This is a genomic window from Mesorhizobium sp. W067 (assembly GCF_054719525.1).
The window spans coordinates 5,208,034-5,231,404 of sequence record NZ_JBTTII010000001.1 but is presented as its reverse complement, the minus strand read 5'-3'; the positions used below and the strand labels follow the sequence as shown (position 1 = coordinate 5,231,404).

The following is a 23,371-nucleotide window of genomic DNA, read 5'->3' as shown; positions in this document are numbered from 1 at the left end:
CGACATCTCTGCTTGCTTTGCGCTTGGCATCAACCTACCCGATCTCCGCACCGAGCCCCGTCATCAGCCCCATGAACTCCGGGAAACTCGTCGCGATCATGGCGGCGTCGTCGATGGTTACCGGCTTTTCCGTTGCCAGCCCCATCACCAGGAAGCTCATGGCGATACGATGGTCGAGATGCGTCTGCACCGTCGTGTCCTGGCCATTGGGATGGCCGCCCAGCCCCTTGCCGCCGGGCTTTCCGCGCACCGCGAGCGAAGCTTCGCCTTCGGTGCAGTCGACGCCGTTGAGCTTCAGCCCATTGGCAACCGCTGCCAGTCGGTCGGATTCCTTCACCCGCAGCTCTTCCAGCCCCTGCATCAACGTCTCGCCCTCGGCGAAGCTCGCGGCAACCGCCAGCACCGGATATTCGTCGATCATCGACGGCGCCCGCTCGGGCGGCACGGTGACGCCCTTGAGCTCGGAGTAGCGCACGCGCAGATCGGCAACATTCTCGCCGCCGGCATTGCGTGGGTTCAAGATGTCGATCTGGCCGCCCATTTCCTGCAACGTTAGAAGCAGGCCGGTGCGGGTGGGGTTCATCAGCACGTTCTCGATGACGATGTCCGAACCCGGCACGATCAGTGCCGCGACCAGCGGGAAGCCGGCCGAGGAGGGGTCGCCGGGCACGGCGATGGTCTGCCCCGTCAATTTGCCCTGGCCCTCGATGAAGATGTGGCGCACGCCGCGCTCGTCGGTCTCGACCGAGAGATTGGCGCCAAATCCCCTAAGCATCTTTTCGGTATGATCGCGCGTCATCACCGGTTCGATCACGGTGGTGATGCCGGGCGTGTTGAGGCCTGCCAGCAGCACGGCCGACTTCACTTGCGCCGAGGCCATCGGCACGCGGTAGGTAATGGGTGCGGCGTGTTTCGGCCCATGCAGCGTGATCGGCATGCGGTCGCCCGGCGTCGCCTTCAGCACCTGCACGCCCATCTGGCGCAAGGGTTCGAGCACGCGGCCCATCGGCCGTCCCGACAGCGATGCGTCGCCGATGAAGGTCGTTTCCATGTCGTAAGTGCCGACGAGGCCCATTGTGAGGCGGGAGCCGGTGCCGGCATTGCCGAAATCGAGCGGGCCTTCCGGCTGCAGCAGCGCGCCATTGCCGGTGCCGCGGATCACCCACTCGGCGCCGCGCTTCTCGACATGCGCGCCCATCGCCTTCATGGCGGCCGCCGTGCGCATCACATCCTCGCCTTCGAGCAGGCCGGTGACGCGGGTTTCGCCGGAGGCAAGGCCGCCGAACATCATGGAACGGTGCGAAATCGACTTGTCGCCCGGCACCCGCGCGGTGCCGGAAAGGGCGGATGATTTGCGGGCGGTGGCCGGCTTGGCAGCGGCGGCGTGAGACATGGAATTTCCCTGGACGGAATGCCGGCGCACCGGCGCTTTTCATTTGTTGCGGCGGTCTCGTATCACGGCGGGGGGAAATGGTCATCCCCATGGTCGTCGCTTGGCGCGAGGCCTTTCAGTGCTTGGTTTTGTGACGCCGGCTTTTCGCTTTGACAGCGCGGTAAACTGTGGTTAAGGGGACCACTCTTTTACTGACGAGGCTTGACGTGGCAAAAAACGAACTTGGCACAAAGCGTGTCGACCCTGAAACGGGCCGAAAATTCTACGACCTGAACAAGGACCCTGTCGTCTCGCCCTATACGGGCAAGACGTATCCGCGTTCCTATTTCGAGGACGGCAAGATCGCCGCCCTCGAAGAGGAAGAGGAAGTGGCCGAGAAGGAAGTGGACGCCGAGGAAGAAGAAGGCGTTGAAGTCGTCTCGCTTGAAGAGGCCGACGAAGACGTCAAGGCCGGCGACGAGCTTCCCGACCTGGGCGACGACGAGGACGATGTCGATCTAGGCGACGATGAGGACGATACTTTCCTTGCCGACGAAGAGGAAGAAGACGACGATGTCGCCGACATGATCGGCGTCGGCGACGACGACGACGAAGTCTAAGAACGCTTCGAACGCATGCATTTAGCGGCGTTCACGGGCTATGACGAAAAAGCGGCCCTCGAAGGCTTGATCTTCAGGGAAGGCGGGGTTAGAAGCCGCCTGCACTAAACGGCGCGGTCCTGAAACCCGCGCCGGACCTCTCGCCGGCAACGGCGACGGCTGACTGCCGGAGTGGGGCCATAGCTCAGTTGGGAGAGCGCTTGAATGGCATTCAAGAGGTCGTCGGTTCGATCCCGATTGGCTCCACCAAACAGTCTGCAATGTTTCCATGCATTTAGCATCGCGGCTGGCTTAACGCTGTTACTGTGATTAGTTCCGGGGCACCGCAGTGTTTCACGTCGACGGATTCCACTGCGGGCACACTTTGCCGACAGGTGTGGCTTCCTAGCTACATACAAAGTTGCAGGCATATTCTACTAGTTGCCTGACATTGTGCTGGGATTCCGATGAAAGTCTTTCTTTTCGCTTCACTTATCGCGCTTTCGGTGACCGCGCCGGCAATCGCCGCCGACACCATTACTGCTCCTGTGGACACCCCTGAATGGACCTGGCAAGGACCTTACGCTGGTATCTTCGGCGCGGGAACGCTGGAGCACTACAAGATCCATGAGCCGAACATTGGCGCCGGAGCTACCCACAGCCCCGGCTCGGCAACAATCGGCGGCTTTGCGGGCTATAACTTCCAGTCGGGCAAGATTGTCTACGGCGTCGAAGGCGAGCTTGGGTATCGCTTCAAGAAGAACACCTTCAACGACATTCCTGGCCCAGGCGTCCTCGACGCTTCCACCGGGTTGTTTGGCTCTGTAAAGGGTCGAGTCGGAATGGACATGGGAGCGTACATGCCGTTCGTCACGGCGGGGGTAACCGCCGCAAAGTTGAAGACGTTCTATCCAGGTGGTGACGCGGAGCGCGATGCCACCTTGGTAGGCGGCATCGTTGGAGCAGGTTTAGACGTCGCACTCACCCACAACGTGTTTTTGCGCGGAGAGTATGATTTCTCCTTCTTTGGCAAGAAATCGCTAGAATATTGCGGTGGCGGGTGCACACTCGAACACACGGTTCAGACGCACGACTTCCGCGTCGGCGTCGCGATGAAATTCTAGCTGTTAGCAGCACGAGCCTTGCTGAACTGGTCGCGTGTGCGACTTGCCGCAAAGGTCGACCTTAGCGGAATGGCGATCAGTGGTCTCGAGAACGGATTCAGGAAATCGCGTCCTCACGATATCGCGGCAGTCCGCAAAGCGTTTGAAGAGGCCGGAATCGTCTTCACCGTCGAAGGCACTCCCTCGCTAGCCCGCTCAGAAGGTGATAGCGGCCTCGCCACCGACAACAGACAGTGGCGCCGGCGGCAGAGAAAATAATAAGGGCGAAAAGCACGGGCGACCGATGAAGAACGTCCGGGTGCGACTGAACATCCTCGCTCCAAGGATGTTCTTGGGCCGCACGAAAAAGCCCGCCAGCTTGAGCTGGGGGCAATCGGTCTGGAGTAGCTGGAATGAGCCAGCATAGACGAACGAGCGGCGGGTTGGATGGTCCCTTTACCTGCCTGGCTTACCAGCCACCGCTCTCCAAGGCTCCCATAGACCTACGCCTGCTAAGTCGTCACGTCGAGCGCGTGAGTGGCCGTCACCTTGCCAACCTTGGCAATTGTCACGCAGATCGCCCGGACCAGGCTCGGTAGCGCAAGATAACACGAAATGCCGCCGGTGGCGCGAACGCGAAGGCCAAACCCGATCCGCTCGCTGTCGAATACAGAAGTCCGTGCCGTTCGGCTCGTAGCGCCCACCACGCGCTTTGTGATTTTGACTGATTTGGCGCCTTCGGACATACTGTGGCACCGCTTGGAGGGTCGGGGCACCGCCAGGGCACCATAAAATAGACAACCCGGCGACACTCACGGAAGCACCGTAGCTGATTTGCGTTGAAACTAATAACTTCCCGGACACTGGCTGCAACGCACGGAAACAGAACGAAAGAAAGGCCCTATGAATGGCATTCAAGAGGTCGTCGGTTCGATCCCGATTGGCTCCACCAAACAGTCTCTTTCCGACGCTCGGTTTCGCGGCATTGGTGCTTGTCGCTTGCCAGTCGGCGCCTGAACCATCATCGCCGCCGCCAACGCCCGCACCTCAGCCCATGGCGCCTGCCGCGATCTCTGCTCCGGATGGTGCGGCGGTCCTCGATCCATCCGTGCGGGTCATGCCCCCGGGCGAAGGCGTCCCGGCCAAATATGTCGCGTTTTCCGGCATATGGGGCGGACAGCTGGACGGGATGTATGACGGCAAGCTCGCCGTGCTGACGATTACGCGCGGCGGCAATGTCACCGCCACCTATGCCTGGGGCGATGTCGGCGACAACAAACCGGGCGTGGCCGATGGCGAAGGCAAGATTTTCGGCAACACGCTGAAACTGCGGCGCCTTCCCAATGGCGCGGACGTCAGCGCGGTCATTCAGGCGGACGGAACGCTGGCCGTCACCTATGGGCTTGCCGACCGCACCTATACGGGCACGTTCACCAAGCAGTAATCGCGAGAGCGAGTGTCAGCCTACGGTTCGCGCCTGCCCCGATCAGTGCAGGCCGAATTCGCGCAGCAGTTCTTCGCGATAGCGCACGAAGCGGCTCTCGCTGCGCTCGCGCGGGCGTGGCAGGTCGATGTCGATCAACCGCGCCGCGCCGCCTTTCTCCTTGGGCAGGATCAGCACGCGGTCAGCCAGATAGATCGCCTCCTCCAGATCGTGGGTGACCATCACCATGGTGACGTTCTCCTCGCTCCAGATGCGCGCCAGTTCCTCCTGCATGCCGATCTTGGTCATGGCGTCCAGCGCCCCGAGCGGCTCGTCGAGCAGAAGGATTTCGGGCTGCACGGTGAGCGCCCGGGCGATGCCGACGCGCTGCGCCATGCCGCCGGAAAGCTGGCTCGGAAAAGCATCGGCGAATTCGGCAAGACCGACCAGGGCGACGTAGCAGCGGGCGCGTTCCTCGGCCTGCCTCTTGGGAACACCGCGCACTTCGAGGCCGAACGCGACATTGCCGAGCACGCTCAGCCACGGCAGCAGCCGCGGCTCCTGGAAGATCACGGCACGCTCGGCGCCGACGCCATGCACCGGCTGGCCGTCGATCGCGACACCGCCGCTGTCGGCCGCCTCCAGCCCGGCCAGAATACGCAGCAGCGTGGTCTTGCCGGAGCCGCTGGCGCCGACGATGACCAGGCATTCCCCCGAACGAATGTCGAGGTTGAGCGTCCGCAGCACGGCAAGCTGGCGCCCGCCGAGGCTGAAGGATTTGGACAGGTCGCGGATCGAGACCTCTCCGCCACGGTTGGAACCGGCCATCTTGTCTCTCAGCTATTTCAAAGCTCAGTTGATCTTGGTTTCGCCGGGCCGGTACAGGATGTCGGCGGCTTTCAGCTTGCCCTTGGCCAGACGGCCGTCGCGCTCCAGCACGGCGACCCAGAAGTCGATGTCGCGATCGGTCGCCTGCGCACCTTCGCGCAGACCAAAGCCGGTCCAGTAGCGGGCGAGATCGCCGTTTTCGCCGCGCTTGTCGAGGATAGTGGCCAGCACCTTGCGGGCTTCGTCCGGGTTCTGGCGCGACCAGTCCGAGGCGCGCGCCGACTGTTCGACGAAGTTGCGCGCCGCATCCGGGTTGGCGGCAATGAAGTCGCGCCTGAGTACGACGAAGCCGCCGGCGAGTTCGCCGAGCACCTGGGTGTCGTCGAACACGCCGCGCACGCCGCCGTTGGCGACCAGCGCGCCGGCAAAGGTCGCCTGCCAGTAGCCGAGGCCGGCAATGTCGACCTGGCGCGAGCGCAGCGTCTGCTCAAGCTGCGGGCCGGGCACGACAATGAGGTTGGCGGCGGTCGGCGGCAGGCCGACGCTGTGCAGGGCCTCACGCACCGTATAGTCGAGATGAGCGCCGAGCGTGTTGACCGAGATGGTCTTGCCGGCAATGTCGGCGATCGATTTGATCGGGCTGTCTTCCAGCACGTAGAAGACGCTCTTCACATCCTTGTTGATGCCGTTGCTCGGATACGCCGCGACGAAGTCGTTGCCGCCGGAGATCGAGTTGATCACCGCCGCGGTGGCGGCCGAGCCGATGTCGACGCTGCCGGAAGACAGCGCAAACAGCGATTCCGGTCCACCCGAGGAATAGCCGACATTCTCCAGCTCGACGCCGAGCCCTTTGAAGTAGCCAAGCTCGTCGGCCAGCTCGTGCGGGGAGATGCTGCCACGGCTGGCGAGGTAGCGGAACTTGACGGCTGCGGCTTGCGCAAAGGCCATGCGCGGCAGGCCGGCGGCGATGAGGCCGGCGGCAAGCGGCGCGCCGGCAAGCAGCGAACGGCGGGTGATTTTCATGATCGGGTCCTTCCTGGAGGTAAACGGTGAGGGGCGGACTGCTCAGTTGACAGGATTGCTCCAGCGACAGAGCCGCCGCTGCAGGGTGACCAATGCCTGGTTGGCGATCAGGCCAAGCCCGGCGAGGATGACGATTGCCGCAAACATCAGCGGGATCTGGAAATTGTACTGCGCGTTCATCACCTGGAAGCCGATGCCCTTGTTGGCACCGATCATCTCGGACGCGATCAGCAGCAGCAGCGCCGTGGTGGCGCTCAGCCGCAAGCCGACGAAGATCGACGGCACGGCGCCCGGCAGTACGACGCGGCGAAACACGGTGAGCCGGCTCGCACCATAGACGCGCGCCATTTCAAGCAGCTTGGGATCGACTTCCTTGACGCCGCTGGTGGTGTTGAGCAGCAGCGGAAACAGCGTCGCCCAGAAGATGACGAAGATCTTCGAGGTCTCGCCAAGTCCCAAGAGCAGGATGAACACCGGATAGAGCGCCAGCGCCGACGTCTGCCGGAACACCTGCAGGATCGGATCGAGCGCGGTTTCGACCGGGCGCACCTGGCCCATGAACAGGCCGAGCGGAATGGCAACGGCGACAGCCGCCGCAAAGGCGATGCCGGCGCGTTGCAGGCTGATGGCGATGTCGCCGAGCAGGCTGCCGCCGGCAAGCCCCTTCCAGAGTGCGACGACGATCATGTCGATCGGCGGCAGCACCGCCGCGTTGACCCAGCCGACGCTGCTCGCCACCTGCCAGAGCGCCAGGAAGCCGGCAAGCACGCCGTAGCGCTTCAGGAAGCGAACAGCCGCCTTGCTGCCGAGGTTCAGGAAGTCGGTGCCGAGCCCAGTTTCGCCACCACTGCGGCGAACCGTGATCTGCCGATCGATGTGCTGCAGCGTCATTGCTTCACCCCTTCGATGCCAAGGTCATTCGGCGGCAAGGACGGTCGAGCGGGCGACGGTCCATGGATTTTCCGGGCGCCTGAGGCCGAGATTCTCGCGCAGCGTGCGGCCTTCGTAAGCCGTGCGGAACAGGCCGCGCCGTTGCAGTTCGGGAATGACCAGGTCGACGAAATCGTCGAGCGCGCCGGGCAGCCAAGGCGGCAGGATGTTGAAGCCGTCGGCCGCCTCGCTGGTGAACCATTCCTCCAGCTGATCGGCGACCTGCGTGACGCTGCCGACGATGGTGTAGTGGCCGCGCGCCGTCGCTACCCATTGGTAAAGCTGGCGGATGCTGAAATTGTGCTCGTCGGCAATCTGCCGGATCAGCGCCTGGCGGCTCTTCATGCCTTCGGTTTCCTTGCTCGGCGGCAACGGGCCGTCGAGCGGATAGCCCCTGATGTCGAGCGTCTGGCCGGCAAGACCGTTGAGGAGCGCAACACCGTCCTCGGGCAGGATAAGGTCGTTGAGCTGTTGGTATTTGGCGCGGGCCTCGTCCTCGGTGCGGCCGACGAAGGGCGCGACGCCCGGCATGATCAGCACTTGGTCGGGACCGCGGCCGACTTCAGCCACGCGCGCCTTGATGTCGCGGTAGAATTCCTGCGCCGTCTCGAGCTTCTGATGGGCCGTGAAGATGACCTCGGCCGAGTGCGCGGCAAGCCCACGGCCGTCTTCCGACTGCCCCGCTTGTACGACAACCGGATGTCCTTGCACCGGGCGCGGCACGTTGAGCGGACCCTTGACGCTGAAATGCTCGCCCTTGTGGTCGATGTCGTGCAATCTGTCCTTGTCGTAGAAACGGCCCGACTGCTTGTCGCGGATGAAGGCGTCATCCTCCCAGCTGTCCCACAGCGCCTTAACCGTCTCGACATGCTCATGCGCCCTGGCATAGCGCTCGGCATGGCTGGGCTGGACGTCGCGGTTGAAATTGCGTGCCGTTTCGTCGCCGGCCGAGGTCACCACGTTCCAGCCGGCGCGGCCGTTCGACAACAGGTCGAGCGAAGCGAATTTGCGCGCCAGCGTGTAAGGCTCCTCATAAGTGGTGGACGCCGTTGCGATGAAGCCGAGATGCGTCGTCAGCGGCGCCAGCGCCGCAAACAGCGTCACCGGCTCGAAGCCGGCGATCTTGGCGTTGCCGCCCTCGCGGGCGCCGAGGCCGACGGTCAGGTTGTCGGCCAGGAAATAGGCGTCGAACAGGCCGCGCTCGGCGGTCAGCGCCAGCTGCTTGTGGAACTCGAAATTGGTGGCGCCGTCGGCCGGCGCATCGGGATGACGCCAGGCGGCGATATGCTGCCCGCCGCCGGGCAGGAAAGCGCCTAGCTTGATCTGCCGCGGCCTGCTATCGGACTTGCTGGCTCGAGTCATTGCAGGCGTCCTTCTGGTCTATGCGGGATGGAATATTGCGTCGCGGATCGTGGTTTCAGGCGGCAAGGACGACGCTGTAGGGCACGCCGGCCACCCGGCATGCCTCGGCGACCGCCTGCCGGGCTCGCGCCTTGACTGCCTCTGACACCAGCACGCCATCTGCAAAGTCCTTGTCCGAGGCGTAGATCGCGGTCGGCAGGGTCTGCGCCTCGAAGAAGCCGAACAACGGCCGCAACTGGTGTTCGACGACAAGCGAATGACGCTCGCCGCCGCCTGTTGCCGCCAGGATGATCGGCTTGCCGCGCAGTGACGACGGGTCGAGCAGGTCGAAGAAGTGCTTGAACAGCCCGGTGTAGCTGCCCTTGAAGGTCGGGGAGCCGACCACCAGCACGTCGGCGCCGAGCAGCTGCTCGATAATACCGCGCGCCGCCGGATCGAGATCGCCAAGCTGTCTTGCAGGCGCAAAGGACGGGCCGAGATCCTCGATGTCGAAAACGCTCAAAGCCGAGCCGGCCCGGCTCGCCACCTCACCGGCGATGTGGCTGACGAATGCCTTCGTCTTGGACGGACGGGTCAGGTTGCCGGACAACCCCACCACCAGCTTTTTTGACATCCGAGGCTCCTTCTCGCAAACGCACTATCCGCATTAAGCCTACCGATTTTGTAGAATTAAATGAGCGAGAAGATTTCAAAACCGGGCTCTGAAGCGAATGGAGTTTGCGGTACATCGCCTTTGGTTGGTTCATTTGGCCCCAAAAGCGCCGCGGCAGATGCTGACGCGGTCGCGCAGGGCATCGCCGGGGACCATGGCCTTGGTCCTTTGCGCACCGATGGGTATCGTCGCGAAACCGTCAAGGGCCGGCGGCATTGACACTGCGTTGTGTCAGTGTCGATTGAACCCAATCGCGTGGGCGACGAAGTAGGCAACTGCAATCAAAGAACAGGATACGCGCATGAAGAAGATCGGCTTTCTTTCCTTCGGCCATTGGTCGCCCTCGTTGCAATCGCAGACGCGCTCGGCGTCCGACGCGCTGCTGCAGTCGATCGACCTGGCCGTCGCCGCCGAGGAGCTGGGCGCGGACGGCGCCTATTTCCGCGTCCATCATTTTGCCCGCCAGCTCGCTTCGCCGTTTCCGCTTCTGGCCGCGGTCGGCGCCCGCACCAGCCGCATCGAGATCGGCACCGCCGTCATCGACATGCGCTATGAGAATCCGCTGTATATGGCCGAGGATGCGGGTGCTGCCGACCTGATCGCCGGTGGCCGGCTGCAGCTTGGCATCAGCCGCGGTTCGCCGGAGCAGGTGATCGACGGCTGGCGCTACTTCGGCTACGTGCCGCAGGACGGCAAAAGCGATGCCGACATGGCGCGCAATCATGCCGAGGTTTTCCTGAATGTGCTGCACGGCGAAGGTTTCGCGCAACCCAATCCGCGGCCGATGTTCCCCAATCCTCCGGGAATGCTGCGGCTCGAGCCATTCTCGGCCGGCCTGCGCGACCGGATCTGGTGGGGCGCCGCTACCAACGCGACCGCCGAATGGGCGGGCAAGCTCGGCATGAACCTGCAAAGTTCGACGCTGAAGTTCGATGAGGGCGGCCAGCCGCTCCACATCCAGCAGGCCGAACAGATCCGCGCCTATCGCGCGGCGTGGAAGGCGGCCGACCACACACGCGAGCCGCGCGTGTCGGTCAGCCGCAGCATCTTTGCGCTGGTGAACGACCGCGACCGCGCCTATTTCGGCGGCGGCAGCAGCGAAGATCATTTCGGCTATATCGAGCCTGAGAAGCTTGCCGTCTTCGGCCGCTCCTATGCCGCGGAGCCCGATGTGCTGATCGATCAGCTGAAAGAGGACGAAGCGATCGCCGAGGCCGACACGCTGCTTCTGACCGTCCCCAACCAGCTTGGCGTCGAGTACAACGCCCACGTCATCGAGGCGATCCTGAAGCACGTCGCGCCGGCTCTGGGCTGGCGCTGACAAGAGGCGCCAGCCGCCCGGCAAACAAAGAGATAGACCGTTTCGCCGGCAAACGGTGAAACGCTCTAAGGGAAGAGGCGGCTAGGCATCCGCCTTGAAGGTCTGCTTCTGCTGGCCGAGCCCCTCGATGCCCAGTTCCACCACATCGCCGGGCTTCAGGAACACCGGCGGCTTCATGCCGAGACCGACGCCGGGCGGGGTGCCGGTGGAGATGATGTCGCCAGGATGCAGCGACATGAACTGGCTGAGATAGGAAACGAGATAGGCGACGCCGTAGACCATGGTCCTGGTCGAGCCGTTCTGCATCGTCTTGCCGTTGACCGTCAGCCACATTTTGAGGTTCTGCGGATCGGCAACCTCGTCCTTGGTGACAAGCCACGGCCCGGTCGGACCGAACGTGTCGCAGCTCTTGCCCTTGGTCCACTGGCCCTGGCGCTCGGCCTGGAAGGCTCGCTCGGACACGTCATGGGCAACGGCATAGCCGGCGACATAATCCAGCGCATCGGCCTCGCTGACATATTTGGCTTTTCTGCCGATGACCACGGCGAGTTCAACCTCCCAGTCGGTCTTTTCCGAGCCGCGCGGGATCAGCACGTCATCGTCGGGACCGACAATGGCCGAGCTTGCCTTCATGAAGATGATCGGCTCCGGCGGCACGGTGGCGCCGGTTTCGGCGGCATGGTCGGAATAATTCAGGCCGATGCAGATGAACTTGCCCGTGCCGGCGACGCAGGCGCCGAGGCGCGGCTTGCCGGAAACCGCTGGCAGCGAGTTCGGATCGAGCTTCGACAATGTCTCGAGCGACGCCGGATCGAGCGCCTTGCCGGCAATGTCGGTGACATGACCCGAAAGATCGCGGATCGTTCCATCCGCATCGAGCAGGCCGGGGCGTTCGCTCCCTATCTCGCCATAGCGCAGCAGTTTCATCTTGCTCTCCAAATTGCGGCCCAAGGCCGTTTTCAAAACTCGTTCCGCCAAGCGATGACTGGGTGGACTCTGGCTATCGGACCCGACCTAGGGCAAGCCGGACTTTAGAACTGTTCGAGCCTGGACCTGCGGATCGAGGCTATTGCTCAGATCGACCAGCCGCCGTCGATATTATAGGCCTGGCCTGAGGTGTACGTGGCGCCGGCGAGGTAGACGGCAAGGTCGGCGATTTCCTCGGGCGTGCCGAGACGGCCCATCGGCTGGCGGGCAATGAAGGCCGCGCGGGCCGCCTCGTAATCGCCCTGCGCATGCATGCGGTCCTGTAGCGACGGGCTCTCGACGGTGCCGGGGCAGATGGCGTTGCAGCGAATGCCCTTGGCGACATAGTCCGCGGCAATCGCCTTGGTGAGACCGATCACGGCCGCCTTGGTGACGCCGTAGGCGAAGCGGTTGGGCACACCCTTGCCGGCGCCGGCGACGGACGACATGTTGATGATCGAGCCATCGCCGCGCTCCAGCATGCCGGGCAGTACGGCCCGAATGGTGCGGATCATGGCGCGGACATTGAGGTTGAAGGCGAAATCGAGATCGGCGTCCTTCATCTCGAGGATGGACCCGGAATGGACGAAGCCGGCGCAGTTGAACAGCACGTCGACGCGGCCGATTTCGGCGAAGCCGGATGCCACCGCATCGTCGTTGAGAACGTCGAGCTTGCGGGTCTTGATGCCGGAGGTCTTGGCGAGTTCGGCCAGCAGCGCCTCGTTGATGTCGGTGGCGTGCACGATGGCACCTGCCTTGGCGAAGGCCAATGCGCTCGCTCTGCCGATGCCTTGTGCCGCCGCGGTGACGACAACGACCTTGCCTGCTAGATCCGCCATGCGTTTCTCCTCGCCCTCTTTGGCCACTGCTCGGCCCGATTTACTGCCGGCTGACTGGGGCGTCCCGTGCCAGACAGGCGCGACTATGCGGCCCTGCACAATCCATCAGTCCATAACAAATGTTTTTTCTGGTTAAAGAACACATGTCCAAGCGTCAAGCCCGAACGCGATCACCTTCGCGACGGCTGATGTAATGCACATCGCTTGCTCTGATGCAACAACATGTATGACAACCGGACAACGAGTCACGCTGCCATGGTTCACTCAAGCACAGCGCGCTTCAGGCGGCATTAGTCGCCGTATGGCACCCAGACGTTCTTCACTTCGACGGCGCGGCGCAGCAGGGCATCGCCGGCGGCCTCGTCGGACGCCCAGTCGAGGCTGCTGCCGTTGCCGGTCCAGACGCGCTTGAGATTGCCGACGGAATCGGCCTCCGCCTTGGCGCAAGTGTCGGCATCGGCAAACAGCCAGAGCCCGTCGACATCGTCATGCTTGGCCAGCACGCCGGCAAGCTCCGCCGTGCGGCCGGTGACGATGTTGATGGCGCCTGCCGGAACGTCGGAATATTCGATCACCTGGTAGAGATCGGTGGCAAGCAGCGGGTATTTTTCCGACGGCACGGCCACTACCGTGTTGCCCATGGCAAGCGCAGGTGCGATCAGGGAGATCAAGCCGAGCAGCGGCGCGCTGTCCGGGGCGACGATGCCGACGACGCCGACCGGCTCGTGCAAAGCGAGCGTGACGGCGCGGGCCGGTGGCTGATGCACCCTGCCCTCATACTTGTCGGCAAGGCCGGCATAGAGGAACAGGCGCTCGATCGATTGTTCCACTTCCTCCCGCGCGGCCTTGGCGTTGGCGCCGGTCAGTTCGGTCAAGCGTGCGGTAAACTCGCCGGCACGGCCGGACAGATTTTCGGCGAGATAATATAGCACCTGGGAGCGATTGTAGGCGGTCGCCTCCGGCCACGCTTTGCAGGCGCGGGCGGCGGCAACGGCGTCGCGGATGTCCTTGCGGCTGCCGAGACCGACTTCGCCGGCCAGCTTGCCCCTGGCAGTGGCGACATAAACCGAGTAATTTCCATCGGGACGCACCTGCTTGCCGCCAATGAACAGCTTGGCCGTGCGGTCGATGGCGCCGCCATCCGATTGCTCGACGGGCTGCGCCGAAGACGCCGTCGGCTTGATCACCGGGCCGAGCGGCAGTTTTGCCGAGAGATATTCGAACATGCCCTCGCGCCCGCCCTCGCGGCCAAAGCCGCTTTCGCGATAGCCGCCGAAGCCGCAGGCGGCGTCGAACATGTTGGTGCCGTTAACCCAGACGACGCCGGCCTTCAATTGCGGAGCGACATGCAGCGCGAGGTTGATGTTTTCGCTCCACACCGAGGCGGCCAGCCCATAGCGCGTGTTGTTGGCAAGCTCGATCGCTTCCTCGGTGTTGCGGAAGGTCATGGTGGCCAGAACCGGACCGAACACCTCTTCCTGCGCCAGTATGTTTGCCGGCGAAACACCGGTGGCGAGCGTCGGCAGGTGGTAGTAGCCGGAAGACGGCAGCACCGCATCGGGCTGCCAGCAGACGGCGCCCTGCCTGGCGCCTTCGGCGACCAGACCCTTGACGCGGTCGAGCTGCGTGGCGTCGACCAGCGGGCCGACATCGGTGTTCTTGTCGAGCGGGCTGCCGACGCGAAGCCGGCTCATCCTGACCTTGACCTTGGCGATCAAGGCATCGGCAATGCCTTCCTGCACCAGAAGCCGTGACCCGGCGCAGCAGACCTGGCCCTGGTTGAACCAGATGCCGTCGACCAGTCCTTCGACGGCGCTGTCGAGATCGGCGTCCTCGAAGACGATGAAGGCCGATTTGCCGCCAAGCTCCAATGACAGCTTCTTGCCCGATCCAGCCGTGGCTTTCCTGATGATCTTGCCGACCTCCGAAGAGCCGGTGAAGGCGATCTTCTGGATGCCGGGATGGTTGACGATGGCGACGCCCGCTTCCGGCCCGCCCTGGACGATGTTGACGACGCCCTTGGGCACGCCGGCACGCTCGCAGATCTCGGCAAACAGGATGGCGGTGAGCGGCGTGAACTCGGCCGGCTTCAGCACCACCGTGCAGCCGGCGGCGAGCGCCGGCGCAATCTTCCATGCCAGCATCAGCAGCGGGAAATTCCATGGGATGATCTGGCCGACGACGCCGACACCCTTGTGGCCTGGGAAATCCTTGTCCAGCGCCTGTGCCCAGCCGGCATGATGGATGAAATGGCGGATGGCCAGCGGCACGTCGATGTCGCGGCTTTCGCGGATCGGCTTGCCGTTGTCGATTGACTCAAGCACTGCGAACAGGCGCTGATGACGCTGCATCGCGCGGCCAATGGCGTAAAGCACTTTTGCGCGCTGGTAGCCCGAGGATGCCGACCATTTCGGTAAGGCCTTGGTGGCTGCGGCGACGGCTGCGTCGATATCGGCGGCGCCGGCATCGGAGATCTTGGCCAGCAGCTTGCCGGAGGAGGGTTCGCTGGTCTCGAAAGTCTTGCCGCTGGCGGCCGCCTTCCAGCCGCCATCGATGAACAGCGCCTTGCCGAAATCGCGTCCGGCAAGCCAGGCATCGGCCTCGGTGCGGGCTTCCGGCGCCGGGCCGTATTCCATGGCGTGATAGCGTTCGAGAATGTTCATGACGCGCTCCAGATAATCTTCTTGGCAGGCGCTCTGTGGCGCCCCCCTCCTTCCTGCCGGACATCTTCCCCACAAGGAGGGAGATCAGCATTCGCGCCTGTCGGCTCCGAAACGTCGACGACTGGCGAAATCGTCAATGATAGCCAATCTCCCCCCAGGTGGGGGAGATGTCCGGGAGGACAGAGGGGGGCGCGAAAAAACTCGGCGTTCAAGGCCTTCACCCGCCTCACGCCATTGCGTGGCGGTGGTTGGCCGAATAATGCCCGGTCAGATGATGCTCGAGCTGGCGCTCGATATCGGTCAGCAGGCTCGAGGCGCCGAAGCGCAACAGGTCTGGCTCCAGCCATGGCCGGCCGAGCTCCTCCTTCATCAGCACCAGCCAGTCGAGCGAAGCCTTGGCTGTAGAGATGCCGCCGGCCGGCTTGAAGCCGATGAGAAAGCCGGTCTCCTCGAAATAGGCTCGGATGGCGCGCACCATGGCAAGGCCGACGGGCAGCGTGGCGTTGACGCTTTCCTTGCCGGTCGAGGTCTTGATGAAATCGGCGCCGGCCATCATCGCCACCATCGAGGCCAGCATGACATTGCGCAGCGTGGCGAGGTCGCCAGTGCCGAGAATGACCTTGAGATGCGCATCGCCGCAGGCTTCGCGCATCGAGACGATCTCGTTGTAGAGCTCCTGCCACTTGGCGCCGAAGACCAGGCCGCGCGGGATGACGACGTCGATCTCGTCGGCGCCGTCGCGCACCGATGCCTCGATCTCCTGCAGGCGGGTCGACAACGGCGCAAGGCCGTGCGGGAAAGCGGTGGAGACGGCGGCGACATGGATGCCGGTGCCGCGCACGGCATCAACAGCCGTCGCGACGAATGGATGATAGACGCAGACCGCCGCCGGGCGGATTTTTTCGCCCTCGATGCCAAACCCCTCGACGATGTCGCGGCGGAACGGGTTGATCGCCTTGGCGCATAGGCGGCGCACCCGCTCTTCGGTGTCGTTGGAATTCAGAGTCGTCAAATCCATGCAGGAGACCGCGCGCAGCAGCCAGGCGGCCTGGTTGTCAGCCTTGATCGAGCGCCGCTTTGTGAGGCTGGCGACCCTGCGTTCCAGCGCCGAGCGGTTGACCGAGCGCACCGATTCCATGAAGCCGAGATCGAGCCGCATGCCGGTGTTGCGGGCAATACCGTGGCTTTGCGGCACGGGCGTGTTGGCTGCGGCACGCGCCGGCAGCGGCGTGACCTTGGACCCGCCGAGATCGGCTTCGCGGATTGTGCTGCTCATCTCCTGCCCTTTCGCTCGACGATTTTACGTCGTGGTGCGTGTCGTTGCTCCCGGACTTGGGCGACACACACCGAAGATAGCCCGTGAATCGATGCTTCACGAGTCCTTCAAGGGCTCATAACGGAAAAAGGCGGCAAAAGCAGCTGAATTTTGACCACATGGTCAAAACGTCAATTCAAGTCGTGGCGCCGAGGCGCCGGCTGATGTCAGCCGACGAAAGCGCGCTCGACGACGAAGGTCGAGGGATGGCTGAGCGAGCCCTCATGGAAGCCGAGGCTTTCGGCCATTTCCTTGACGTCCTTCAGCATATGCATCGAGCCGCAGATCATAATGCGATCCGTCTCCGGATTGAGCTTCTCGATGCCGAGGTCGTCGTAGAATTTGCCGGAGCCGATCAGCGCGGTGATGCGGCCCATGCGCGCCGACTCTTCGCGGGTCGTCGAATTGTAGAGGGTGACGCGGCCGCCGGTCAGTTCGCCGATCAGGGGATCGTTCTCGAGCGCGGCCACCAGTTCCTGGCCATAGGTCAGTTCGGCATTGTCGCGGCAGGTGTGGGTCAGGATGACCTGATCGAATTTTTCGTAGGTATCGGGGTCGCGCAGAAGGCTGGCGAAGGGCGCAATGCCGGTGCCGGTCGAGATCATGAACAGGCGCTTTGCCGGGGTCAGCGCGTCGACAACCAGCGTGCCAGTCGACTTCTGGCGCATGATGACGGTGTCGCCGACCTGGATCTTCTGCAGTTCGGAGGTCAGTGGGCCGTCCGGCACCTTGATCGAGAAGAATTCCAGCTCTTCGTCCCAGGCCGGGCTTGCCACCGAATAGGCGCGGTACACCGGCTTTTCGGCATTGGGCAGCCCGATCATGACGAACTCGCCGGAGCGGAAGCGCAGCGACTGCGGACGGGTGATGCGGAACGAGAACAGGCGGTCGGTGTAATGCTTCACCGAGACGACGGTTTCGGCATAGACGTTGGCCGGAATCGGGAACTGCAGCGGACGGGCGCCGGCGGTGTTGAGTGCGGATGTGGTGTTCATCAAATCCAACTCTGTCTTGCCCACGCCTGTGCGGGCGCCAAACCGTTTCCTGCGCGCCCAGACCATTCAGGTCCCGGCGAGCCGTTCACACACTCCAAAGCAGTGAGCTCTTGTGTCCCAAATTTATTAGTATACAAACGATATTTGTGTCAAGATACCACGCTAAAACAGCTTTCCAAACTGCGGCATATTCGTAGTTCCGCCATTTCGGATTTCGACAATGAAAGAGAATTTTTCGGTGCAACAACCGGATTCCCTGGGTCACGTCGTTGCCGGCATCGATGTTGGCGGAACCTTCACCGACCTCATTTTGATCGACGGAAATGACGGCGGAAAGGTGCATATCGCCAAGACGCCGACGACGGTCGACAACCAGGCGTTCGGCGTGGTTTCAGCGCTGGGCGCCACCGGCTTTGCCATAGACGGCATCGACCTCATCGTGCATGGCACGACCACCACCACCAATGCAGTTCTGGAACGCCGGCTGGCGAAAACCGGCATGATCACCACACGCGGTTTTCGCGACGTGATCGAGTTGGGACGGCGGACCCGACCGCAGCCCTATGGCATGACAGGCACCTTCGTTCCGATCATACCGCGCGATCTCAGGCTCGAAGTCTCGGAGCGCGTCGAAGCATCCGGCGCGGTGCGCACGCCGCTCGACGAGGCCGAGATGCGCGACGCCGTGAAGACGCTGATCGCGGCCGGCTGCGAGTCCCTCGTCATCCATTTCCTGCATTCCTACGCCAACCCTGGACATGAGCGGCGCGCGGCCGAAATCGCCGCCGAGCTTTGGCCGAACGGCTACATCACGACTGGCCATGCGCTGCTGTCGGAAGCCCGCGAATTCGAGCGCGGCGTTACCGCCGCGGTCAACGCCTCGGTGCAGCCGATCCTCGAGCGTTATGTCGAGCGGCTGCGCAAGGAATTGGCCGCCAAGGGCTATGCCCGCGACTTCCTGATCATGAACGGCAATGGCGGCATGATCTCGGCCCGTTTCGTCACGCGCGAGTCGGCCAAGACCGTGATGTCCGGCCCGGCCTCCGGCGTCATCGCCGCCGCCTATACGGGCAAGCGCGCCGGCTTTGAAAACCTCGTCACCTACGACATGGGCGGCACCTCGACCGATGTGGCGCTGATCCGCAACGCCGAGCCGGCGGTCTCCAACGAGATCGAGATCGAATATGCGATGCCGATCCATGTGCCGATGGTGGCGGTGCATACGGTCGGCGCCGGCGGCGGCTCGATCGCGCGCGTTGATGCGGCCGGCCTGATCCAGATCGGCCCGGAAAGTGCCGGCGCCAATCCCGGTCCGATCTGCTACGGCCGCGGCGGCTTGGAGCCGACCATCACCGATGCCAATCTGGTGCTGGGACGGCTGGCGCCGAAAAAACTGCTGGCGGTCGAAAATCCGGTCACCGTCGAGCGCGTCACCGGCATTTTCGAGAACAGAATAGGCAAGGCCACCGGCCTCTCCGGCGTCGAGGCGGCGGGTGCAATCCTGCGGCTCGGCAACATGAAAATGGCCGGCGCCATCCGCATGGTCTCGGTGTCGCGCGGCCATGATCCGCGCGATTTCGCGCTGTTCGCCTTCGGTGGCGCCGGGCCGCTGCATGCCTCCGCCCTGGCGCGCGAACTCGGCCTGCCCCGTGTGCTGGTGCCGGCGCGTCCGGGCATCACCAATGCGCTCGGCTGCGTCGTGGCCGATCTGCGTCACGACTTCGTCAACACGATCAACCAGCCGGTCGCCGTGCTCGATGAAGCCAGGCTTCGCGAGGTGCTGGAACGTCACCGCGGGGAAGGCGAGGAACTGATCGGCAAGGAAGCGGTGAAGCCGGAAACGATCCGCGTTACGCACTCTGCCGACATGCAGTTTGTCGGCCAGACCCACATCATCAACGTGCCGTTGCCGTCTTCATCGGTGACAAGGCAGGAGTTGCAGGCGCTGTTCGAAAAAGCCTATTTCGCCCGCTTCAAGGTCGAGCTGCCGGAGATCCGCGCCAATCTGGTCAACCTCAACACGTCGGTGACGGGCGTGCGGCCGGCGATCGACCTGTCACGGCTGATCGACCCGGCCGGACGTACAAAGACGCTAGACGAGGCGCTGCGCGAAACAAGGCCTGTCTGGTACGCAGGACGCTGGCACGATACGCCGATATACGCACGCGAAAAGCTGCCGCCCGATGCCGTCATCGAAGGGCCGGCGATCCTCGAACAGATGGACGCCACCACCGTGCTCGAACCCGGCGACCGCGCAAGATCGGACGCCGACGGCAACATCATCATCGATATCGGCGAGGCCTGAGATGCAAAAGCTCGACGCCATCACGCTTTCGGTCCTGCAGGCTGCCCTCCAGCAGGTCTGCGACGAGATGGATCTCACTTTCTCCCGCGCGGCCTTCTCGCCTGTCATCGCCGAAGCCAATGACCGCTCCGACGGCATCTACTCGGCCGTCGACGGCTCGCTGATCGCACAAGGCAGCCAGGGCCTGCCGGTGTTCGTCGGCGTCATGCAGTATTCGACCAGGACGGTGATCGAGATGATCGCCGACGGCCGCTGCCTGCCACCTGAGCCGGGCGACATCTATATCGTCAACGATCCCTATCTCGGCGGCACTCATCTGATGGATGTGCGCTTCGCCATGCCGGTCTATCGCGACGGCAAGATATTTTGCTGGCTATCGAATACCGGCCACTGGCCCGATATCGGTGGCTCGGTGCCGGGCGGCTTCTCCGCTTCCGCCACAGCCGTCGAGCAGGAAGGCCTGCGGCTGCCGCCGGTCAAGCTGTTCAAGAAGGGCGTGCTCGACACCGAAATCTACGCCATCATCTGCTCCAACATCCGCGTCGCCGACCAGCGCATCGGCGATATAAGGGCGCAAGCCGCGGCACTGCTGATCGGTCAGGACAGGCTCAATGGAATCCTCGATCGTTACGGGGACGAAACCGTCGTCGGGGCGATCGCCGAACTGCGTCGCCGCGCCGCCGAGCAGATGCGCGCCAACATCTCCGCCATTCCAGACGGCACCTATAGCTCGAAGGCCTTTGTCGACTCGGACGGCGTGGTCAACGAGCCGCTGACCATTGCACTTGCGGTGGAGAAGAAGGGCGACACGCTGACCTTCGATTTCACCGGTTCCTCAAAACCCTGCGCGGGGCCGATGAACAGCGTGCTGGCGACGACGCTATCCTCGGTCTATCTCGCCATGCGCCATATCTTTCCCGATGTGCCGATTAGCGCCGGGGCTTTCGAGCCGCTGATCGTCAAACGGCCAGAAGGCACGTTTCTCGATGCCAAATACCCGCGGCCCGTCTCGGGCTGCGCGGCTGAGGTGTCGCAGCGCATCGCCGAGGCGGTGTTCGCGGCGATGGTGCAGGCGCTGCCGGAAAAGGTGACGGCTGCACCCGCCGGCTCCAGCGGCAATTTCGCGCTCGGCGGCAACGATCCGGCCCGCGGCCGCGACTATGTGATGTATCAGATCTCCGGCGGCGGCTATGGCGGCAATTCGGGACATGACGGGCTGACCAATGGCTGCTCGACCATCGGCATTTCGAAATCGCCGCCGGTCGAGATCATGGAGCAGGCCTTTCCGGTTCTCTACCGCCACTATGCCTTGCGCGAAGGCTCCGGCGGCGCCGGCAAGCAGCGCGGCGGCTTCGGCCTCGCCTATGAGGTCGAGATATTGCGAGGCGAGGCGCGAGCGTCCTTCGTCATGGACCATGGCCGTTTCGGCCCGCAAGGCGCGCTCGGCGGCAAGGACGGCGCGGTCAACACAGTGACCGTGTTCCGCGACGGCGAGGCACATGTGCCGCCGCATCTGTCCAAGGAACAGGACATCGCGCTCAAGGCCGGCGACCGCGTGCGCGTCGGCACGCCGGGCGGCGGCGGCTATGGCGATCCGCGTCAGCGCGATCCGAAACTGGTCGCCGAGGACGTCCGTCTTGGTTACTACACCGATGAACAAGCCAAAGAGCTGTTCGGAACCTGACAGCCGACAGGCCCGAGCTGCGTTAGCTCTGCAGCTTGGCCTTCAGCGCATCGGCGAATTTCTGCGCGATTTTCTTGAAGCCGGCGGGATCGGGATGCAGTTCGTTGGCCCAGTCGGCCAGCTTCAACGTTCCTTGCGTGTCGACCAGATGGAAATTGTTGTTGGGATCGTCGGCCAGGCGCTTCACCACATCGCGGAACGCCGCCAGCGCGTCGTGGACGATGACCGTGCCCTTGGCGACCGTCCAGTTGCAGAAATCGAGCGACGGTTTCAGCCACGGGCCGACACAGGACGGATGCGCTCCGTTCGGGATCGGAAAATCATAGCAATGGCCAAAGATCGGCACGCCTGGCGCGACGCGGTCGCGCAGCGCGAACAAATCGAGATAGCAGGCCTCGACCATGCCGAGCGCCTTGGTGAAGCGGTTCTTGTTCAGCCCGGGGGCATGGCCGTCATTGAAGTCGAGGAAGATGCAGAACTGGTCACCGGCAATGTCGTTGCCACCGGCCGAAAACAGGATGGCGTCGGGCTTGCCGTCCAGCCAGTTTGCCTTGTTGCGCAACGCCGCGATCATGCGCTGCTGCTTGGGTAGCGACATCTCGTCGGTCGCGGCGTCGCCATGATGGGCAAGGTTGAGGATCGTCGGCGGCATCGCGCCGATGCGGCGCAACTGCGCGATCACATCGGTGTCGACGAAAGGGAAGCCGTTGCCGGTCAGCGGATAGTCGAACCAGGAATCGCCCTGCGCCAACATCACCAGCGGGCGGTTGGCTACGGCCGCCTCTAGATTGCCGGCACTTTCTATTGCGGTTTCGAGCCGCTCGATGTTGGCCTGGTGGACCTTGATGCGCTTGGCGATATCGTCGTCGATGCGCCGTTGCGCGGCTTCCTGCACGAATTCCTGCTGGTCCATCCCCAGGTCCCTCCCATCACCGTCAATGTCCGGCTGAGTATGCGCCGATGTCCATGATCGGTCTGTAATTTAGATCACAGTAAGATTTCCTGGGGAAGGACGGCTTGCCGCGCCGTGATCGCCGCAGAGCATGTCGTTTCCGTCTCCGCCGCGCACCGCAAAGACCGTAGACTTCTATCTTGTTTTTTCCGCAATTCCGGACGGGAACCGCCAACACTTTCCCTGGAATTGCTTTAGTCAACGGGGAACCAGAACATGCGTCTTTTCGGTCGTTTCGTGCTTGCCGCTTCCGCCGCTTTGCTGCTTGCCACCGGTGCTGCCTCTGCCGAGAAACTCAGGATCGGCACCGAGGGTGCCTATCCGCCTTTCAATTATGCCAATTCGGACGGCACGCTGGGCGGTTTCGACATCGACCTCGGCAAGGCGCTGTGCGCCGAGATGAAGGCCGAGTGCGAGTTCTCCGTGCAGGATTTCGATGGTTCCATTCCGGCGCTTCAGGCCGGCAAGTTCGACGCCATCATCAACATCACCATCACGCCGGAACGGGCCGAGAAGGTCGAGTTCACCCACAAATATTACCAGACGCCGCCGGCCATCGCCGTGCCGAAGGATTCGACCATCGCCGGCACGTCGCCGGACGATCTGAAGGGCAAGGTGCTGGGTGTGCAGAGCGCCACCATCCACCAGAATTTCGCCGAGCAGAAATACTCCGGCTCGACCGTCAAGGCCTATCCGACCGGCGACGATGCCCGCACCGACATGGCCAATGGCCGGCTGGATGCGATGATGGACGGCTCGATCATCCTGACCGAATGGCTGAAGAAGCCCGACGGCGCCTGCTGCAAATTGCTCGGCACGTTGACCGCCGACCCGGCCATTCACGGGCCCGGCGTCGGCATTGCGCTGCAGAAGGGCAACAAGGAGCTTGCCGACAAGGTCAATGCCGCGATCGACGCGCTGCGCGCCAACGGCAAGTACAAGGAAATCAACGACAAATACTTTTCGTTCGACGTCTACGGCAGCTGAGACCGACAACAAGCACCATTCGGCAGCGCCATCAGGCGCTGCCGTTTTCATG

General features: G+C 63.4%; 20 protein-coding genes and 1 tRNA gene. 8 read left to right on the top strand and 13 right to left on the bottom strand.

Going from position 1 to position 23,371, the window contains the following annotated elements:
- Positions 1–34: 34 nt before the first annotated feature.
- Positions 35–1,393, bottom strand: a complete 1,359-nt coding sequence (gene aroA / locus ACYG97_RS25625; RefSeq protein WP_023732647.1) for a 3-phosphoshikimate 1-carboxyvinyltransferase — start codon at positions 1,391–1,393, stop codon at positions 35–37.
- Between the two features lie 206 nt (positions 1,394–1,599).
- Between aroA and ACYG97_RS25620 the strand changes: the two genes are divergently transcribed.
- The 3 genes from ACYG97_RS25620 (at position 1,600) to ACYG97_RS25610 (ending at position 3,095) form a co-directional block, all read left to right on the top strand.
- Complete coding sequence (locus tag ACYG97_RS25620; protein WP_023671313.1) at positions 1,600–1,992, top strand: TIGR02300 family protein; 393 nt, start codon at positions 1,600–1,602, stop codon at positions 1,990–1,992.
- Positions 1,993–2,165: 173 nt separating this feature from the next.
- Positions 2,166–2,241: transfer RNA gene (locus ACYG97_RS25615), tRNA-Ala, on the top strand.
- A 197-nt stretch (positions 2,242–2,438) separates the two neighbouring features.
- Positions 2,439–3,095 (top strand): outer membrane protein, encoded by a 657-nt coding sequence (locus ACYG97_RS25610; protein ID WP_023732648.1) that lies wholly within the window; start codon positions 2,439–2,441, stop codon positions 3,093–3,095.
- Between the two features lie 491 nt (positions 3,096–3,586).
- Here the strand turns inward: ACYG97_RS25610 and ACYG97_RS25605 are convergent, their stop codons facing one another.
- On the bottom strand, positions 3,587–3,820 hold the full coding sequence (locus tag ACYG97_RS25605; protein WP_156937154.1) for a hypothetical protein: 234 nt from the start codon (positions 3,818–3,820) through the stop codon (positions 3,587–3,589).
- A 362-nt stretch (positions 3,821–4,182) separates the two neighbouring features.
- Between ACYG97_RS25605 and ACYG97_RS25600 the strand changes: the two genes are divergently transcribed.
- Complete coding sequence (locus ACYG97_RS25600; protein WP_245260320.1) at positions 4,183–4,518, top strand: hypothetical protein; 336 nt, start codon at positions 4,183–4,185, stop codon at positions 4,516–4,518.
- Between the two features lie 42 nt (positions 4,519–4,560).
- Here ACYG97_RS25600 and ACYG97_RS25595 read toward each other — a convergent pair whose 3' ends face one another.
- The 5 genes from ACYG97_RS25595 to msuE are packed head-to-tail and all read right to left on the bottom strand — an operon-like array spanning position 4,561 to position 9,253.
- Positions 4,561–5,325 (bottom strand): ABC transporter ATP-binding protein, encoded by a 765-nt coding sequence (locus ACYG97_RS25595; protein ID WP_023732649.1) that lies wholly within the window; start codon positions 5,323–5,325, stop codon positions 4,561–4,563.
- Positions 5,326–5,349: 24 nt separating this feature from the next.
- A complete protein-coding gene (locus tag ACYG97_RS25590) occupies positions 5,350–6,348 on the bottom strand; it encodes an ABC transporter substrate-binding protein (RefSeq protein WP_023732650.1) in 999 nt (332 codons plus the stop codon).
- Between the two features lie 42 nt (positions 6,349–6,390).
- On the bottom strand, positions 6,391–7,239 hold the full coding sequence (locus tag ACYG97_RS25585) for an ABC transporter permease (protein ID WP_023711343.1): 849 nt from the start codon (positions 7,237–7,239) through the stop codon (positions 6,391–6,393).
- A gap of 24 nt (positions 7,240–7,263) precedes the next feature.
- A complete protein-coding gene (locus tag ACYG97_RS25580) occupies positions 7,264–8,640 on the bottom strand; it encodes an LLM class flavin-dependent oxidoreductase (protein WP_023732651.1) in 1,377 nt (458 codons plus the stop codon).
- A gap of 55 nt (positions 8,641–8,695) precedes the next feature.
- Positions 8,696–9,253 (bottom strand): FMN reductase, encoded by a 558-nt coding sequence (gene msuE / locus ACYG97_RS25575; protein ID WP_023683545.1) that lies wholly within the window; start codon positions 9,251–9,253, stop codon positions 8,696–8,698.
- Between the two features lie 340 nt (positions 9,254–9,593).
- On the opposite strand from msuE, the gene ACYG97_RS25570 reads away from it, so the two are divergent.
- Positions 9,594–10,613, top strand: coding sequence for an LLM class flavin-dependent oxidoreductase (locus ACYG97_RS25570; RefSeq protein ID WP_023711345.1), 1,020 nt, complete (start codon positions 9,594–9,596; stop codon positions 10,611–10,613).
- Positions 10,614–10,694: 81 nt separating this feature from the next.
- Here ACYG97_RS25570 and ACYG97_RS25565 read toward each other — a convergent pair whose 3' ends face one another.
- The 5 genes from ACYG97_RS25565 to ACYG97_RS25545 all read right to left on the bottom strand — a co-directional run bounded on the left by ACYG97_RS25565 (position 10,695) and on the right by ACYG97_RS25545 (position 17,391).
- Positions 10,695–11,540 carry a fumarylacetoacetate hydrolase family protein gene (locus ACYG97_RS25565; RefSeq protein ID WP_023729743.1) on the bottom strand — a complete coding sequence of 282 codons (846 nt, stop codon included), beginning with the start codon at positions 11,538–11,540 and terminating at the stop codon, positions 10,695–10,697.
- A 146-nt stretch (positions 11,541–11,686) separates the two neighbouring features.
- Entirely contained in the window at positions 11,687–12,418 is a 732-nt protein-coding gene (locus ACYG97_RS25560; protein ID WP_023671303.1) for an SDR family oxidoreductase, read from the bottom strand.
- 290 nt (positions 12,419–12,708) lie between these two features.
- Complete coding sequence (locus tag ACYG97_RS25555) at positions 12,709–15,081, bottom strand: aldehyde dehydrogenase family protein (protein WP_023732652.1); 2,373 nt, start codon at positions 15,079–15,081, stop codon at positions 12,709–12,711.
- Between the two features lie 226 nt (positions 15,082–15,307).
- Entirely contained in the window at positions 15,308–16,357 is a 1,050-nt protein-coding gene (gene deoC, locus ACYG97_RS25550) for a deoxyribose-phosphate aldolase (protein ID WP_023732653.1), read from the bottom strand.
- Positions 16,358–16,563: 206 nt separating this feature from the next.
- A complete protein-coding gene (locus tag ACYG97_RS25545; protein WP_023671300.1) occupies positions 16,564–17,391 on the bottom strand; it encodes a ferredoxin--NADP reductase in 828 nt (275 codons plus the stop codon).
- Between the two features lie 220 nt (positions 17,392–17,611).
- Between ACYG97_RS25545 and ACYG97_RS25540 the strand changes: the two genes are divergently transcribed.
- Positions 17,612–19,696 carry a hydantoinase/oxoprolinase family protein gene (locus tag ACYG97_RS25540; protein ID WP_023671299.1) on the top strand — a complete coding sequence of 695 codons (2,085 nt, stop codon included), beginning with the start codon at positions 17,612–17,614 and terminating at the stop codon, positions 19,694–19,696.
- A 1-nt stretch (position 19,697) separates the two neighbouring features.
- Complete coding sequence (locus ACYG97_RS25535) at positions 19,698–21,380, top strand: hydantoinase B/oxoprolinase family protein (RefSeq protein ID WP_023732655.1); 1,683 nt, start codon at positions 19,698–19,700, stop codon at positions 21,378–21,380.
- A 22-nt stretch (positions 21,381–21,402) separates the two neighbouring features.
- On the opposite strand, the gene ACYG97_RS25530 is transcribed toward ACYG97_RS25535, so the two are convergent.
- Positions 21,403–22,293 (bottom strand): SGNH/GDSL hydrolase family protein, encoded by an 891-nt coding sequence (locus tag ACYG97_RS25530; protein ID WP_023732656.1) that lies wholly within the window; start codon positions 22,291–22,293, stop codon positions 21,403–21,405.
- Positions 22,294–22,548: 255 nt separating this feature from the next.
- Between ACYG97_RS25530 and ACYG97_RS25525 the strand changes: the two genes are divergently transcribed.
- Complete coding sequence (locus tag ACYG97_RS25525) at positions 22,549–23,319, top strand: ABC transporter substrate-binding protein (protein ID WP_023732657.1); 771 nt, start codon at positions 22,549–22,551, stop codon at positions 23,317–23,319.
- Positions 23,320–23,371 lie beyond the last annotated feature (52 nt).

What these genes read in the sequence shown, in the direction of transcription:
- aroA (WP_023732647.1), bottom strand. Translation starts at nt 1,393, where the DNA reads ATGTCTCACGCCGCCGCTGCCAAGCCGGCCACCGCCCGCAAATCATCC.
- ACYG97_RS25610 (WP_023732648.1), top strand. Translation starts at nt 2,439, where the DNA reads ATGAAAGTCTTTCTTTTCGCTTCACTTATCGCGCTTTCGGTGACCGCG.
- ACYG97_RS25605 (WP_156937154.1), bottom strand. Translation starts at nt 3,820, where the DNA reads ATGTCCGAAGGCGCCAAATCAGTCAAAATCACAAAGCGCGTGGTGGGC.
- ACYG97_RS25595 (WP_023732649.1), bottom strand. Translation starts at nt 5,325, where the DNA reads ATGGCCGGTTCCAACCGTGGCGGAGAGGTCTCGATCCGCGACCTGTCC.
- ACYG97_RS25590 (WP_023732650.1), bottom strand. Translation starts at nt 6,348, where the DNA reads ATGAAAATCACCCGCCGTTCGCTGCTTGCCGGCGCGCCGCTTGCCGCC.
- ACYG97_RS25585 (WP_023711343.1), bottom strand. Translation starts at nt 7,239, where the DNA reads ATGACGCTGCAGCACATCGATCGGCAGATCACGGTTCGCCGCAGTGGT.
- ACYG97_RS25580 (WP_023732651.1), bottom strand. Translation starts at nt 8,640, where the DNA reads ATGACTCGAGCCAGCAAGTCCGATAGCAGGCCGCGGCAGATCAAGCTA.
- msuE (WP_023683545.1), bottom strand. Translation starts at nt 9,253, where the DNA reads ATGTCAAAAAAGCTGGTGGTGGGGTTGTCCGGCAACCTGACCCGTCCG.
- ACYG97_RS25570 (WP_023711345.1), top strand. Translation starts at nt 9,594, where the DNA reads ATGAAGAAGATCGGCTTTCTTTCCTTCGGCCATTGGTCGCCCTCGTTG.
- ACYG97_RS25565 (WP_023729743.1), bottom strand. Translation starts at nt 11,540, where the DNA reads ATGAAACTGCTGCGCTATGGCGAGATAGGGAGCGAACGCCCCGGCCTG.
- ACYG97_RS25560 (WP_023671303.1), bottom strand. Translation starts at nt 12,418, where the DNA reads ATGGCGGATCTAGCAGGCAAGGTCGTTGTCGTCACCGCGGCGGCACAA.
- ACYG97_RS25555 (WP_023732652.1), bottom strand. Translation starts at nt 15,081, where the DNA reads ATGAACATTCTCGAACGCTATCACGCCATGGAATACGGCCCGGCGCCG.
- deoC (WP_023732653.1), bottom strand. Translation starts at nt 16,357, where the DNA reads ATGAGCAGCACAATCCGCGAAGCCGATCTCGGCGGGTCCAAGGTCACG.
- ACYG97_RS25545 (WP_023671300.1), bottom strand. Translation starts at nt 17,391, where the DNA reads ATGAACACCACATCCGCACTCAACACCGCCGGCGCCCGTCCGCTGCAG.
- ACYG97_RS25540 (WP_023671299.1), top strand. Translation starts at nt 17,612, where the DNA reads ATGAAAGAGAATTTTTCGGTGCAACAACCGGATTCCCTGGGTCACGTC.
- ACYG97_RS25535 (WP_023732655.1), top strand. Translation starts at nt 19,698, where the DNA reads ATGCAAAAGCTCGACGCCATCACGCTTTCGGTCCTGCAGGCTGCCCTC.
- ACYG97_RS25530 (WP_023732656.1), bottom strand. Translation starts at nt 22,293, where the DNA reads ATGGACCAGCAGGAATTCGTGCAGGAAGCCGCGCAACGGCGCATCGAC.
- ACYG97_RS25525 (WP_023732657.1), top strand. Translation starts at nt 22,549, where the DNA reads ATGCGTCTTTTCGGTCGTTTCGTGCTTGCCGCTTCCGCCGCTTTGCTG.